At 69.1% G+C, this 14,539-nt stretch carries 12 protein-coding genes; 6 read left to right on the forward strand and 6 right to left on the reverse strand.

What is annotated here, in order from left to right:
• The first annotated feature begins 105 nt into the window (after positions 1–105).
• Positions 106–3,930 (forward strand): multifunctional oxoglutarate decarboxylase/oxoglutarate dehydrogenase thiamine pyrophosphate-binding subunit/dihydrolipoyllysine-residue succinyltransferase subunit, encoded by a 3,825-nt coding sequence (locus J1M64_RS02180; RefSeq protein ID WP_172812176.1) that lies wholly within the window; start codon positions 106–108, stop codon positions 3,928–3,930.
• Between the two features lie 98 nt (positions 3,931–4,028).
• Here J1M64_RS02180 and J1M64_RS02185 read toward each other — a convergent pair whose 3' ends face one another.
• Positions 4,029–5,015: a glycine betaine ABC transporter substrate-binding protein gene (locus J1M64_RS02185; protein ID WP_253695908.1), complete on the reverse strand. Its 987-nt coding sequence runs from the start codon at positions 5,013–5,015 to the stop codon at positions 4,029–4,031.
• Between the two features lie 69 nt (positions 5,016–5,084).
• Between J1M64_RS02185 and J1M64_RS02190 the strand changes: the two genes are divergently transcribed.
• Entirely contained in the window at positions 5,085–6,158 is a 1,074-nt protein-coding gene (locus tag J1M64_RS02190; protein ID WP_374220831.1) for a magnesium and cobalt transport protein CorA, read from the forward strand.
• On the opposite strand, the gene J1M64_RS02195 is transcribed toward J1M64_RS02190, so the two are convergent.
• From J1M64_RS02195 to J1M64_RS02205, 3 genes are read right to left on the reverse strand one after another with little or no spacing between them, the layout of a single operon-like run.
• Complete coding sequence (locus tag J1M64_RS02195) at positions 6,159–6,731, reverse strand: suppressor of fused domain protein (protein WP_069389885.1); 573 nt, start codon at positions 6,729–6,731, stop codon at positions 6,159–6,161.
• A gap of 32 nt (positions 6,732–6,763) precedes the next feature.
• On the reverse strand, positions 6,764–7,270 hold the full coding sequence (locus J1M64_RS02200; protein WP_173674746.1) for a general stress protein: 507 nt from the start codon (positions 7,268–7,270) through the stop codon (positions 6,764–6,766).
• A complete protein-coding gene (locus tag J1M64_RS02205) occupies positions 7,267–8,301 on the reverse strand; it encodes a CoA ester lyase (protein WP_083249775.1) in 1,035 nt (344 codons plus the stop codon). The genes J1M64_RS02200 and J1M64_RS02205 overlap by 4 nt, the downstream gene beginning before the upstream one ends.
• A 69-nt stretch (positions 8,302–8,370) precedes the next feature.
• On the opposite strand from J1M64_RS02205, the gene J1M64_RS02210 reads away from it, so the two are divergent.
• From J1M64_RS02210 to J1M64_RS02225, 4 genes are all read left to right on the forward strand, one after another.
• On the forward strand, positions 8,371–9,684 hold the full coding sequence (locus tag J1M64_RS02210; protein WP_069389880.1) for a magnesium transporter MgtE N-terminal domain-containing protein: 1,314 nt from the start codon (positions 8,371–8,373) through the stop codon (positions 9,682–9,684).
• Positions 9,681–10,232 (forward strand): DUF1003 domain-containing protein, encoded by a 552-nt coding sequence (locus tag J1M64_RS02215; protein WP_206472400.1) that lies wholly within the window; start codon positions 9,681–9,683, stop codon positions 10,230–10,232. The genes J1M64_RS02210 and J1M64_RS02215 overlap by 4 nt, the downstream gene beginning before the upstream one ends.
• A 168-nt stretch (positions 10,233–10,400) precedes the next feature.
• A complete protein-coding gene (locus tag J1M64_RS02220; RefSeq protein ID WP_241260945.1) occupies positions 10,401–11,453 on the forward strand; it encodes a hypothetical protein in 1,053 nt (350 codons plus the stop codon).
• A gap of 39 nt (positions 11,454–11,492) precedes the next feature.
• Positions 11,493–12,632, forward strand: a complete 1,140-nt coding sequence (locus J1M64_RS02225; RefSeq protein ID WP_067718407.1) for an Mrp/NBP35 family ATP-binding protein — start codon at positions 11,493–11,495, stop codon at positions 12,630–12,632.
• Between the two features lie 97 nt (positions 12,633–12,729).
• On the opposite strand, the gene tatB is transcribed toward J1M64_RS02225, so the two are convergent.
• Positions 12,730–13,200 (reverse strand): Sec-independent protein translocase protein TatB, encoded by a 471-nt coding sequence (tatB, locus tag J1M64_RS02230; RefSeq protein ID WP_206472404.1) that lies wholly within the window; start codon positions 13,198–13,200, stop codon positions 12,730–12,732.
• Between the two features lie 75 nt (positions 13,201–13,275).
• Positions 13,276–14,367, reverse strand: coding sequence for an IS110 family transposase (locus tag J1M64_RS02235; protein ID WP_187699930.1), 1,092 nt, complete (start codon positions 14,365–14,367; stop codon positions 13,276–13,278).
• Between the last annotated feature and the right edge of the window lie 172 nt (positions 14,368–14,539).

Here is a 14,539-nt window from a genome sequence, read left to right on the forward strand (position 1 = left end):
TCCCCCTGTCAGGTGAGATCGGAGAGCCCGGCACGGGCAGAAGGTCTAGCCTGGATCCATTGACGTGTGAAACCCACCACAGAACCAGAGAGGCACCAAGAGATCGTGAGCAACAACGTCTCACAGTTCGGACAGAACCAGTGGCTCGTAGACGAGATGTACGAGCGGTTCGCCAAGGACCCGTCCTCCGTGGACAAGTCCTGGCACGAGTTCTTCGACGCCAACCCGGAGGCCGCCTCCTCCTCCGGTGGTGACTCGACCAACGGCACCTCCCCCGGCAGCTCGGGCGGAAAATCCGGCAAGAGCAGTCGGCCCCGATCGGGAGGTGGGAGCAGTGGGGAATCGGTCACATCAGACAAGAAGCCGTCCGAGATCACCGTCGACGATTCCACCCCCGAGGCGTCCGCCAAGGACATCGCGGCGAAGCCCGCTGCCGACGCCTCGCCCAAGCGCAAGGCCCGCGGGGAGGGGGTGCCCGCCCCGGAGCACAAGTCGGAGACTCGGAAGAAGTCCGACACCGCGGCGACGAAGAAGCCGTCACGCCCCGAGTACGAGCCCCCCGCGGAGCAGGAGAGCAAGGTCATCCGGGGCGCGGCCAACGCGATCGTCAAGAACATGAACGCGTCGCTGTCCCTCCCCACCGCGACCTCGGTCCGCGCGGTCCCGGCGAAACTGATGGTCGACAACCGGGTGGTCATCAACAACCACCTCAAGCGCACCCACGGCGGGAAGATCTCGTTCACCCACCTCATCGGGTACGCCATGGTCCAGGCCGTCAAGGCCTACCCGAACCTGAACAACCACTACGAGGAGGTCGACGGCAAGCCGAACGTCGTCACCCCGAACGGGATCAACCTCGGTCTGGCGATCGACATGAAGACCAAGGCCGGCCGGTCCCTGGTCGTGGCCGCGATCCGCAACTGCGAGAAGCTCGACTTCCGCGGATTCCTCGACGCCTATGAGGACATCGTCGCCCGCGCCCGCGAGGGCAAGCTGACGATGGACGACTTCTCCGGCGTCACGATCTCGCTGACGAACCCCGGCGGAATCGGCACGGTGCACTCGGTCCCGCGCCTCACCGTGGGCCAGGGCGCCATTCTCGGCGTGGGCGCGATGGAGTACCCCGCCGAGTTCCAGGGCGCGAGTGACGAGCAGTTGGCCAACAACGCCATCGGCAAGATCACCACCCTCACCTCCACGTACGATCACCGGATCATCCAGGGCGCCGAATCCGGCGAGTTCCTGCGTGAGATCCACCGTCTGCTGATCGCGGACGAGTTCTATGACGAGATCTTCGACGTCCTCGGCATCCCCTACGAGCCGGTCCGGTGGCGTCAGGACATCACCGACCCGCGGGTGGACAAGGACGCACGCGTCCTCGAGCTGATCGCCGCCTACCGCGACCGCGGCCACCTCATGGCCGACATCGACCCGCTCGACGGGAAGCACGCCAAGCGGCGTCGCACGTTCCACCCGGACCTCGACGTCAACTCCCACGAGCTCACCCTGTGGGACCTCGACCGCAAGTTCTCCGTCGGCGGTTTCGTCGGCAAGGACAAGATGCGGTTGCGGGACGTACTGTCCGCGTTGCGCGCGGCCTACTGCCGCAAGATCGGTATCGAGTACACCCACATCCTCGAGAACGAGCAGCGCCAGTGGATCCAGGAGCGCCTCGAGGGGGTCGACGACAAGCCGACCGTCGCCGAGCAGAAGTACATCCTGTCCAAGGTGAACGCCGCGGAGGCCTTCGAGACGTTCCTGCAGACCAAGTATGTCGGCCAGAAGCGCTTCTCCCTCGAGGGCGCCGAGTCCGTCATCCCGATGATGGACGCGGTGATCGACGAGGCCGCCGAGTTCGGCCTCGACGAGGTCGTGATCGGCATGCCCCACCGCGGGCGGCTCAACGTGCTCGCCAACATCGTGGGCAAGCCCTACCGGCAGATCTTCACCGAGTTCGAGGGCAACATGGACCCCTCCGCCGCGCACGGGTCGGGTGACGTCAAGTACCACCTCGGGGCCGAGGGCATCCAGTACCAGATGTTCGGCGAGAACGAGATCAAGGTGTCGCTCACCGCCAACCCGTCGCACCTCGAGGCCGTCGATCCGGTCCTGGAGGGAATCGTCCGCGCCAAGCAGGACCTCATCGAGGATCCGGAATGGCGCTCCGAGTACCCGGTCGTGCCGCTCATGCTGCACGGTGACGCGGCATTCGCCGGACAGGGAGTAGTCGCGGAGACCCTGAACCTCTCGCAGATCGACGGTTACCGCACCGGCGGCACGATCCACATCGTCGTCAACAACCAGATCGGGTTCACCACGGCGCCCGAGGCCGGGCGCTCCAGCCAGTACTCCACGGACGTCGCCAAGATGATCGGCTCGCCGATCTTCCACGTGAACGGTGACGATCCCGAGGCATGCGTGCGGGTCGCCCGGCTGGCGATGGACTTCCGCCAGCAGTTCAAGAAGGACGTCGTGATCGACCTCGTCTGCTACCGCCGCCGCGGTCACAACGAGGCCGACGACCCGTCGATGACGCAGCCGCGGATGTACGAGGTCATCGACGACAAGAAGAGCGTCCGCCAGTCCTACACCGAGGATCTGGTCGGTCGCGGCGACATCACCGAGAAGGAGGCGGAGAACGCTCTCCGCGACTTCCAGGGGCAGCTCGAGCGGGTCTTCAACGAGGTCCGCGAGCTCGAGAAGCACCCGGTGAAGGCATCCGAGTCGATCCTGCCCAACCAGCCGCTGCCCAAGCGCCTGGTGACGGCGGTGGACGAGTCGGTCATCCACGCCATCGGCGACGCCTTCGGCAACCTGCCCGCGGACTTCCACATCCACTCGCGGGTGAAGCCGGTCTACGAGGCGCGCCAGAAGATGGCCTACAACGGCAACATCGACTGGGCGTTCGCCGAGCTGCTGGCGATCGGTTCCCTCGTCCTGGAGGGCCGGACCGTGCGTCTCGCAGGTCAGGACTCGCAACGCGGAACCTTCACGCAACGCCACGCCGTGGTGGTCGACAAGACCACGTCGGAGCCCTACTCGCCCCTGCAGAACCTCGAGGACGCCGAGGGCCGCTTCGAGGTGTGGAACTCCGCACTCACCGAGTACGCGGGCGTCGGATTCGAGTACGGCTACTCGGTCGGGGACCCGGAGGCCCTCGTGCTGTGGGAGGCGCAGTTCGGTGACTTCGTCAACGGCGCGCAGACCATCATCGACGAGTACATCTCCTCCGGCGAGGCCAAGTGGGGTCAGAAGTCCTCCGTCACCCTTCTCCTGCCGCACGGGCACGAGGGGATGGGCCCGGACCACACGTCCGGCCGCATCGAGCGGTTCCTCCAGCTGTGTGCCGAGGGCTCGATGACCGTCGCGCAGCCGTCGACCCCGGCGAACTACTTCCACCTCATGCGTCGTCATGCCACCGACGGCATCAAGCGGCCGCAGGTGGTCTTCACGCCGAAGTCGATGCTGCGGAACAAGAAGGCCGTCAGCGCGATCTCGGACTTCACCAACGGCAAGTTCCGTTCGGTTCTCGACGACCCGACGTTCGCCGACGGTTCGAAGGACCCGGGCAAGGTCAAGACCATGCTGCTGGTGTCCGGCAAGCTCTACTACGAGCTCGCCGCCCGCCAGGAGAAGGAGGGCCGCGACGACATCGCGATCGTCCGGGTCGAACAGATCCACCCGGTGCCGCACCGCCGCCTGCGCGAGGCGTTGGACCACTACCCGAACCTCACCGAGGTCCGGTGGGTGCAGGAGGAGCCGGCGAACCAGGGAGCGTGGAGCTTCCTCGCCCTGGAGCTGCCCGAGCGCATCGAGGACTTCCCGCCCCTCAAGCGGGTCTCGCGTCGCCCGATGGCCGCGACCTCGACGGGTCTGAGCAAGGTCCACGCCGTCGAGCAGAAGGCGCTGGTGGACCAGGCGTTCGAGTGACCGCCGAATCGGAGGACTGCGGACCTCGAGTGACCGCGTAGGAGGAAGGGCCCGACCACCAGGTCGGGCCCTTCCTCGTGTTCCACCCCTCGCGGAGGTCAGTAACCGTGCTCGTCCAACCAGTAGTTCGCCAACGCGACGGGGGTCGCGGAACCGAATTCGACCCCCAGCAGGAGCTCGCGGACATCCTCGGTGGTCAGCTCCCCGCTGATGCGGTTCACCAGGGCGAGCTGATCCTCCGAGAGCGAGCCCTTGCGGAACACGGGCACGAGGTGCTGGGCGAGGACTGCAGCTTCGTCGTCGTCCAACGCGACGATGTCCTCCGGATGGAGGACGGGGTCGGCCGACTGGACCAGACCCACCCCGATCTCCCCCTCCCGCAGGGCGTCGAACACCGCGCGGGGGTTGGGCCCCAGCGCCACGCGACGGCCGAAACCGCAGTCGTAGGTGGTACCGACGGATGTGGCGAGCTCCCGATCCGCGAGCGCCTCCTCGCGTGCGCCGAGGGTGAACTCACCGCACCTCCCGGCCAGGTCGGACATCGTCCGCAGGCCTCGCGATTCCGAGGTGTGCCGGGTGACCGCGTACACGGGGGCGTCCTCGGCGGGCGCAGGATCCGCCGCGGTCACGCCCTCCGGGAGGGCGGCCATCATGGCGGTGTACACCTCATCGGCCTCGACCTCGGTGGAGTTCTCGTCGAAGGTCCGGAGCAACTCACCGGTGAACCCGATCGTGAACGTCGCCTCCCCGGTCACCACGGACTCCACGACCTCGTCCTGGGTCCCGGCCTGCGGGCGGGCGGTCACCCGCGACCCCGACCGCACCAGGGCGTTGCCGTAGATATGACCGACGATCTCGACCTCGCCGAAGGATGCGGTCTCGACGACCACCACCGGATCGTCCCGGTGCGCGGGAACGATCGACGACTGCGCCTGGCAGCCGGACAGTGCCATCGCGCCAACCCCCGCGAGCACCATCGCGCACCGCCCCGCCCGATCCCCCGTCCGCAGCATCCGACCACGCCCTTCCTCACCCCGGCCGCGCCGGTCGGCGCGGATCACCTCGAGGGACAGTCTCCCAGCCACGCCCGCCGGTCGTCACTCCGAGGGCCCGCACGGCGGATATTGTCAGGCGAGACGAGGAAAGGGGACCGGGTGCCCGCGATCCCACCACGACGGCCGTCGACAACCCGAGCAGATGCCACGCCACGAGGCCCGGCCGGGTCGGCGCACCACGCGACCGTGGACTGCGTTGTCTACATCGACGGTGTCGGTGAACGCGGCCGGGTCCCGCACCGGGAGGCGATCCGCCGCGTGCGCGACAGCGGTCGAGGCTTCGTCTGGATCAGCCTCGACGCCCCGGGGCACGACCAGATGGAAGCGCTGTCCCGGGACCTGGGGCTGCACGAGCTCATCACCGAGGACGCGACCAGTGGCCGGCAGCGTCCCAAGTTGGAGGCCTACGACGACGCTCTCGTGCTCAACATGTCGACCGTGCGGTACCTGGCCCACGAGACGGTCACGCAGGTCAGCGACATCGTGTCCACCGGCGAGCTGATGGTGGTCCTGGGCCGGGACTTCGTGGTGACCGTCCGTCACGGGGACCAGATCACCCCCACGGACCTCGTCGGCGCGCCCGGGTACTCGCCGGAACGGTTCGCGATCGGGCCGGCGGCGGTGATGCACGCCGTGGCGGACCGTGTCGTCGACAGCTACATCGAGGCCGCTGAGGGGATGGCCGCGGACATCGACGAACTCGAGTCGGCGCTCTTCACGCCGCGCACCCGGGTGGACATCGAACAGATCTACGTCCTCAAGCGGGAGCTACTCGAACTCAAACACGTCATCGGGCCGTTGACCACGCCCCTGCGACGCCTGTCGGTCGATCATCTCGACCTCGTCGCTGCCGAGGCCCGCCACTACTTCCGCGACGTCCAGGACCACCACGCACAGGCGGCAGCGGTGGTCGCGACCCTGGACGAGCAGAGCACCTCGCTCGTCAGCGCGGCGGCGACGATAGTCGGGGTCCAACAGAACACCGACATGCGCAAGATCTCCGCCTGGGTCGCCATCGCGGCCGTACCGACGATGATCGCGGGCGTCTACGGCATGAACTTCCGCCACATGCCGGAACTCGAGGCGCGATACGGGTACTTCGTGGTGCTGGGGATCATGGTGGCGATGTGCGCCGGGCTCTTCCTGCTGTTTCGCCGGAACCGCTGGTTGTGATCAGCGGTTCAGCCCGGGGTTGACCGCCGAGCGCCCGGGATCGGTGACATCGATGCCGGCCTCCGCCCACGCCTCCTCCAGTTCCGCCGCGCCCTTCATCCGTACCCACGCCGCCTCCGTGTGGGTGACCGGAACGGCCCGGAACACGGTGACCGGCGCGGCGTCACCGGGCAACGGCACGTCCGGAATCTCCGGAGCCCGCAGGACGACCCCCGTGAACGACGCGCCCGGCCAGAGCGGCTCGCCCAGGTCGATCAGTGCTCCCTCCGACAGGACGAGGCCCTCCACCGCGGGTGCGGCCGCGAGCACCGCCAGCGCGCGGACCAGACCGTCCACCCCGCCACGCAGGATCAGACTCAGCTCCGCCCGCGGCGCGGTGGGGTCGGGAACGAGGGCCGAGGGGTCCCCCATCGGTTCGGCTGAGCACCCCAGCGAGACATACCGCACCACGCCGGACTCGATGTCCACGAACCGCAGGATCCTGATCGGTGACGCGCCGAGGAATGTCACCGACGCCTCCTGGGGCTCCGGGCCGTGGTGCTCGATCAGATGCGCCCGCACCACGGAGAGCACGTCCGAGGAGCTCGTCGGACCGCCGGGCAGCACTACTTCAGCCCGAGGCGGGCGAGCTCGTCGCGCACCCGTTCCGCGTTGGCGGGCTCGCACAGGACGTCGTACCGTCCCGCGACGAGCTGCGAGGTGGACGCGAAGTCACGCTTGCCGCGGGTGGCCGCGTAGGACAGCGAGGCCGAGACGACCCCGAACACCGACCCGCCCACCAGGCCCGTCAGGACGACTCCCCACATGGGCTGCGTGAAGATGCCGAGCAACAGGCCGATGAACAGCCCGAGCCAGGCGCCGGTGGCCAGGCCACCGAGCAGGACCTTGGGCCATGTGAGCCGGCCGGTCACACGCTCGACCTGCATCAGGTCCACTCCCACGATCGTGACCTCGTGGACGGGGAACTCCTCGTCCGCGAGATGATCGACCGCGGCCTGGGCCTGCGCGTAGGTGGGGTACGACCCGACCACCCAACCGGTCGGCGGCGTGGGCAGGCCCGGGGTCTGACCAGCCCGGGTCCTACCGCCTGCCGGATTCACGGGAGAGCTCATGATGTCCGTCCTTCCGGGTCCGTTCCTGCACCGGCCTGATCCGTCACGGTCATCCCGCCCGCACGACCCCGCGCGGACACGACCAGCGCCATCTTACGACTGGCCTCGTCGAGCATCTCGTCGCCGAACATCACCGCACCGCGAGCACCTCCCTCGACGGACGTCGACCGCGCGTAGGCGGCGAGGATGGCCTCGGCCTGGTCGAACTCCTCCTGGCGGGGGCTGAACACCTCGTTGCCCGCGTCGACCTGGGCCGGGTGCAACACCCACTTGCCGTCGAAGCCGAGTGCTGCGGTGCGGGCGGCCGCACGGCGGAACCCCTCCACGTCCCGCACCTTGAGGAAGGGCCCGTCGATCGCCTGGAGGCCGTGGGCGCGGGCGGCGACGAGGATGGTCATGAGTACGTGGTGGTAGGCGTCACCCGGGGCGTAACCCTCCGGTTGCTCCCCGACCGTGAGGGTGCGCATCCCGACGGAGGCCATGAAATCGGCCGGACCGAACACCAGCGTCAGGACACGCGGACTGGCCGTCGCGATCTGATCGATGTTGGTCAGCCCCAGGGCGTCCTCGATCTGGGGTTCGATGCCGATGTGCCCGACCGGTAGGCCCGCCGCCTTCTCGACCTGGGTCAGCACCAGGTCGAGGGCCATGACCTCCGCCGCGGAGCGCGCCTTCGGCAGCAACAGTGCGTCGACGCGGGCACCCGCGCGACCGACTATCTCGGTGACGTCCCGCACCGTGTACTCGGTGTCCCACGCGTTGACGCGCACCACCACCGTGGGTGCGGCGAAGTCCCCGCCGTTCAGGGCGGCCACCACGTTCTGGCGGGCCTCCTCCTTGGCGGGACCCGCCACCGCGTCCTCGAGATCCAGGAAGACCTCGTCCACCGGCAGTCCCCTGGCCTTGTCGATCATCTTGACACTGCTGCCGGGCACGGCCAGTACCGTGCGCCGGGGACGGGCACGGAGTTCGGCGAGCGCCGTGGCGGCGTCCTCCGATGGCGCGGGTGTCGCGTGGGGGGCTGCGGTCATCGTGAGTGGCACTCCCTTACGTCCGGTATGGCGGGCGGGCGCCGCCCGTGGGTGACTAGCCTGGTCGACATGGCGAACCTCAACAAGGCCTTCGTCGCCAGGCTAGCCGGACTACCGGTGATCGGCCCTGACGGGGACGACATCGGACGGATCCGGGACGTCGTGGTGACGATGCGGTCTCGGCACAAGCCCCCCCGGGTGATCGGACTCGTGGTCGAACTACCCACGCGTCGCAGGATCTTCGTGCCGATGCTCAGGGTCGCCTCGATCGACCCCCGGTCCGTCTCCCTGGTCTCGGGCACCATCAATCTGCACCGGTTCCAGTCCCGACCCGGGGAGAACCTGGTGCTCGGGGCGTTGGTGGACTCCGTGATCGGAGTCGAGCGGGACCAGGTCGGTTCGGAGAAGTCGGGCGCCGACCAGAAGGACATTCGTTACCAGGTGGTCGACGTGGAGATCGAGCGTCAGCGCTCGAGGGACTGGCTCGTCTCCCGACTCGCCGTACGCGCACGACGCGGGCGCGCCTCGCTCGGCCGCCGCGGCGAGGTGTCGATCCATCCGTGGAGCCGGATCCGGGGACTCGACGACGACGCGATCGGCACCCCGGAACACAGTGCCGAGAGCCTGGTCGAGCACTATGCCGACATGCGCCCGGCCGACGTCGCGAACGCCCTGCGGGAACTGCCGGAGGTCCGTCGGCTGGAGGTCGCCCGGACACTGGACGACGAGCGATTGGCCGACATCCTGCAGGAACTGCCCCACGACGAGCAGACCGAGATCGTCACCCGGCTCGAGCTGGAGCGCGCGGCGGACGTGCTCGAGGCGATGGACCCCGACGACGTGGCCGATCTGCTCGGCGAGTTGCCGGAGCAGGACGCCGAGTCATTCTTGGAACGCATGAACCCCGAGGACTCGGCTCCCGTCCGGCGTCTGCTCACGTTCGACGCGGACACCGCGGGCGGGCTCATGACCCCCGAGCCGATCATCCTGTCTCCGCAGACGACGGTGGCCGAGGCCCTCGCCCACTGCCGCAACCCCGACCTCAGCCCGGCCCTGGCCAGCCTCGTCTTCGTCGTGAGGCCCCCCACCGCGACACCGACGGGCAAGTACCTCGGATGCGTCCACATCCAGGCGCTGTTGCGGGAGCTGCCGTCGATGATGGTGGCCGAGACCGTCGACACCAGCCTGTCCACGCTGCGCCCGTCCGACTCGACGGACGCCGTGACCAGGTTCTTCGCCACCTACAATCTCGTGTGCGGGCCGGTGGTCGACGACGAGGGACACCTGCTCGGCGCGGTGGCGGTCGACGATCTGCTGGACCATGTCCTCCCGGACGACTGGCGGGACATGGACCTGCACGACGACAGGGAGGCGACCCGATGAGCGAGCCCACCGTGCGGTCCTCGCTCTCGATGCCGGTGACCTCGCGCAGACCGAGGATCAGCTTCGACGCAGACGCGGTCGGCCGCTACAGCGAGTCCGTCGCGCGGTTCTTCGGGACCGGCACATATCTGCTGATCCAGACGATCATCGTGATCGTCTGGATCATCATCAACGTCGCGGTGGTCGCCCTGCGCTTCGACCCGTATCCCTTCATCCTGCTCAACCTCGCGTTCTCGACGCAGGCCGCCTACGCCGCTCCGCTGATCCTGCTCGCACAGAACCGGCAGGAGGACCGCGACAAGGAGTCCGTCAGGGAGGATCGCCTCCGCGCCACGCAGACCAAGGCGGACACCGAGTTCCTCGCCCGGGAACTCGCCTCGGTCCGGCTCTCCGTCGGTGAGACGGTCACCCGCGACTACCTCCGGCGGGAGCTCGACGACCTCCGTGATTCCGTCGAGCGGATCGAGGCCCTCCTCTCCGGCCTCGAACCCGGGACGTGTAACGCCGATCACAACAAAACCGATTCAGACGTCAAGGGCCGGGGGTAGCCTCGGCCGGGACGGAACGTCGTGGGGCGCAGCACGTTCGCTGGGCCGACCGGGAAGTCGTAGGGGGAAGTCTTGCGCCGTTTTGCGCACAACGCCGATCGCCGGGTTCTGACCAGTGCCGCCGTTACCGCCAGCGCGATCGCTGTGCTGTCGGCCGTGGGACTGAACATGGACACCAGTCGCCCCGCGCCGCCGGACATCACTCCGCTGGCCGAGTACGCGCCCAGCACGCCGACGGTGACCGAGGCTCCCGCCACCTCCCGCACCACAGAGCCGTCCCCGGAGGAGGAACCGGCCGCACCGGAGGACCCCGGCGCCGCCCACATCGAGCCGGCGACCATCCCGGACGGGCCGCTGGGCATCCCCGGCATCGCCCTCGACGCCTATCACCGCGCCGCGGACCGCCTCAATGCGGAGAAGCCCGCCTGCGAGATGGACTGGACTCTCCTGGCCGGTATCGGCCAGGTCGAGTCCAACCAGGGACGTGGTCGGTTCGACGTCCACGGCAACACCATCGGCCGCATCCTGGGCCCCCGCCTCGATGGGAGCCTTCCGGGAACCGCCGTCATCACCGACACGGACGGGGGCCGGTTCGACGGCGATGCGGAGTTCGACCGCGCGGTGGGCCCCGTGCAGTTCATCCCCTCGACCTGGGCCGGTCTCGGTCGCGACGCCAACGACGACGGGGTGGCCGATCCGAACAACATCTACGACGGCGCGCTGTCGGCGGCGTCCCTGCTGTGTGGGCAGGGGGGATCGATGGCCGATCCCGCCGCCCGCACCCGGGCGGTCCTGGCCTACAACAACTCGCTGGCCTATGTCGCCAACGTGAACGCCTGGGCCCACGGCTATGCGGTCAACGCCGTCCCGCTGCCGTCGGACCTGCCGGAGATCCACCAGCCCGAACCCACCATCGAACCCCCGGAGCCGCCCGAGCGATGCCCCGAGGGATGGGAGGGCGAGCCCACCGAGGCACCCGAGCCCGTTGCTCCGGGTGAGCCCGAGGCCCCGGTGCCCGGTTGCACGGAGGTCGAGCCCCCGACGACTCCGGCCCCGCCCGCGCCCAGCGCCTCGCCTTCGCCGTCGGCGACGCCGACTCCGACGCCGTCGCCCGAACGCCCGGCGCCTCCGGCGGTGGCGCCCCCGGCTCCGGCGCTACCGGGTTTGCCCGTGATCGAGTTGCCCTGCATACCTCCGTTCTGCGTGCCGCCGCCTGCCTGAATCGTCACTCGGTGCCGTGACGCCTAGACTCGGGGCATCATGAGTGCACCCAGCGAAGAACTGATCCGGGCCGCCCTGGCGAAGGTCGACGACCCGGAGATCCGGAAGCCGCTCACGGAGCTCGGCATGGTCAAGGGTGTCGAGGTGGACCCCGCCACCGGCCGGGTCGACATCGGCATCTACCTGACCGTCGCCACCTGTCCGATGCGGGACACCATCACCGACCGCGTCCGCACGGCGGTGGCCGACGTCCCGGGCGTCGGCGAGATCGCTGTCGAGCTCGACGTGATGAGCGACGAGCAGCGCACCGAACTGCGCAAGCATCTGCGCGGGGATGCCGCGGAGCCCGTCATCCCGTTCGCCCAGCCCGGCAACCTGACCCGCGTCTACGCGGTCGCCTCGGGCAAGGGAGGGGTCGGCAAGTCCACCGCGACGGTCAACCTCGCCACGGCCCTCGCCTCGCGGGGGCTCTCCGTGGGTGTACTGGACGCCGACATCTACGGCCACTCGATCCCGCGGATGCTGGGGACCGACGCGCGGCCGACCCAGGTGGAGCAGATGATCCTGCCGCCCGTCGCGCACGACGTGAAGGTCATCTCGATCGCACAGTTCACGAAGGGCAACACCCCGGTTGTGTGGCGCGGGCCCATGCTCCACCGGGCGTTGCAGCAGTTCCTCGCGGACGTCTACTGGGGTGATCTCGACGTCCTGCTGATGGACCTGCCCCCCGGCACGGGCGATGTGGCGATCTCGATCGCGCAGCTCATCCCCTCCGCGGAGATCCTCGTGGTCACCACGCCCCAGCAGGCTGCCGCAGAGGTGGCCGAGCGGGCCGGATCGATCGCGCTGCAGACCCGTCAGCGCATCGCGGGTGTCATCGAGAACATGTCATGGCTCGAGCTGCCCGACGGCACCAGGATGGATGTCTTCGGCACCGGCGGCGGTGCCGAGGTGGCGGCCAATCTGTCCCGCTCGGTCGGTGCACCCGTCACGTTGCTCGGTCAGGTCCCCCTGGAGCAGGCCGTGCGCGAGCACGGGGACGAGGGCACGCCCATCGTCCTCGCCGAGCCGGATTCGCCGTCCGGGCGCGCATACCGCGAGATCGCGGACGGTCTGGCCGTGCGCCCCCGGGGCCTGGCGGGGATGAACCTCGGGATCGACACCACCCGGCACCTCTGACGGACGGCGACGGCCGGGGGCTCAGCCCCCGGCCGTTCGTGCCGTCTGTCCGCCGCGGGTCGGGCCGGACGCGCGCCGGACCGGTCGTGAGGGCGGGTCAGGTGGCGTCGCTGTCCCACACGGGTCCCGATGACGGGGGCGGCGGCGCCGGGGCGTCCCGGACGGGTGCGGTGCCGGCGGTCCGCGGCGCCGTCGACCGGCGGGGGTCGGCGGAGGCCGTTCCCGCGGAACCCGCCCCGCCGGCGACCGCGGGAGCGCCCGCCGGCGCAGCGGCTCCGAAGTCCCCGGAGAACAGGGAGTCGTCACCGTCAAGGAGATGCTTGGTGACCATCGCGCGCGGACTCAGCCCACGCAGGTCGTTGAGCTGCTTGAGGGGCTCCCGGAACTCCTCGAACTCGGTCCCGTAGTCATCCCGGAGCTGCTGCTGGGCGTTGCTGGCGAACTCACGGACCTTGCGGATCGCCGAGGCCAGCCAACGGGCGGCCTCGGGTAGGCGCTCGGGCCCCAGGACCACCAAGGCCACCACGCCGAGCACCAGGAGCTCGGACCACCCCACGTTTGTGAACATCGCAGCCAGGATACGTCGCCGGGCTCACCGGTGGGAACCCGAGTTGACCGGTGCCCCCGGATGCTCCTATGGATGTCAAGCGGCTTTGGCGAGGTCGGCGGTGGTCGGTGCTTTGGTGGCGGGGTCGCGAGCCTGCAGGTCGTTGATCAGGGCATGGTAGATCTCGCGCGCGATGTGGCGTTTGAGGCAGCGCATGATGTCTTTCTTGGACAGGCCTTGCGCGGTTCGTCGGTCAACGTATGAGCGGGTGCGTTCGTCCCATCGCATGCGGCTCAGTGCGATGGTATGCAGGGCGTGGTTCGCGGCCCGGTCGCCACCGCGGTTGAGTCGGTGTCGGTCTCGTCGTCCTGAAGAGGCAGGGATCGGGGCCACGCCGCACAGGTGCGCGAACGCCGCTTCGGAGCGCAGCCTGTCTGGGTTGTCGCCCGCGGTGGCCAGAAGCTGCCCGGCGACGTCAGGTCCCACGCCCATGCGGTTCATCAGGGTCGGAGCCGTCTGCGCGGTCAGGGCTTTTAGCTCGACGTCGAGGTCGGCGATCTCCTCACTCAGTGCCAGGATCCGGCGGCTCAGAATGCGTAGTGCCGCCTTGGTCGCGCCGAGGGGACTAGCGAGGTCGCTGGGACGGAACCGGGCGCAGACTGCGGCCAGCTCGCGGGCGGGCAGGCCACGCAACTGGGCTCGCAATTCCTCCGGAGCGGTGATCACCAGCTGCCTGGCCTGGTTGATCGCTTGGGTGCGGGCCTTGACCGCGGAGCGCCGAGGCACACGCAAGGCCCGGACGGCCTCCACGATCCCGTCGCGGGTCTTCGGCACGCCAGTGGCACGCCCGGAGGCGACCGCGGTAGCAGCGGCATAGGCGTCTATCGGGTCGGACTTGCCCTTCATCCGCCGGGTCTTGCGGTCGGGTCGGTCGACTTCGACCACCGGTAGTCCGGCCCGGGCCAGCACCCGAGACAGCTCGGCGCCGTAGGCTCCGGTGCCCTCGACCCCAACGGCCTGCACGGTGCCGTGGCCGCCGAGCCATGAAAGTAGCTGCCGGTACCCGGAACCCGTGGCCGGGAACTCTCGGTCGGCCAGATGCCGCCCGAGGGAGTCGATCACCGCCGCGTGATGGGTCTGGCCATGCGTATCCACTCCGGCGATGACATGCACGTGCTGATCGGACATCATGGTCACTGCTGCCTTTCTCGTTGATCCCGGTGGGGCAGCACGCGCCGGCCAGGCGGGCGGACAAGACAGTGGCGGGGCTTCTGAACCAAGCTCCTATGAGGTCACAAACGCCCGTCCGGTCGCGTGCGTAGCGATCCCCCGAGCGGGCCGACAAATCCGCTTCTAGTCA

It is taken from the genome of Dietzia sp. KRD202 (assembly GCF_017168155.1).
GTDB lineage: Bacteria > Actinomycetota > Actinomycetes > Mycobacteriales > Mycobacteriaceae > Dietzia > Dietzia kunjamensis.

What these genes read in the sequence shown, in the direction of transcription:
- J1M64_RS02200 (WP_173674746.1), bottom strand. Translation starts at nt 7,270, where the DNA reads ATGAGCTCTCCCGTGAATCCGGCAGGCGGTAGGACCCGGGCTGGTCAG.
- J1M64_RS02205 (WP_083249775.1), bottom strand. Translation starts at nt 8,301, where the DNA reads ATGACCGCAGCCCCCCACGCGACACCCGCGCCATCGGAGGACGCCGCC.
- J1M64_RS02210 (WP_069389880.1), top strand. Translation starts at nt 8,371, where the DNA reads ATGGCGAACCTCAACAAGGCCTTCGTCGCCAGGCTAGCCGGACTACCG.
- J1M64_RS02215 (WP_206472400.1), top strand. Translation starts at nt 9,681, where the DNA reads ATGAGCGAGCCCACCGTGCGGTCCTCGCTCTCGATGCCGGTGACCTCG.
- J1M64_RS02220 (WP_241260945.1), top strand. Translation starts at nt 10,401, where the DNA reads ATGGACACCAGTCGCCCCGCGCCGCCGGACATCACTCCGCTGGCCGAG.
- J1M64_RS02225 (WP_067718407.1), top strand. Translation starts at nt 11,493, where the DNA reads ATGAGTGCACCCAGCGAAGAACTGATCCGGGCCGCCCTGGCGAAGGTC.
- tatB (WP_206472404.1), bottom strand. Translation starts at nt 13,200, where the DNA reads ATGTTCACAAACGTGGGGTGGTCCGAGCTCCTGGTGCTCGGCGTGGTG.
- J1M64_RS02235 (WP_187699930.1), bottom strand. Translation starts at nt 14,367, where the DNA reads ATGTCCGATCAGCACGTGCATGTCATCGCCGGAGTGGATACGCATGGC.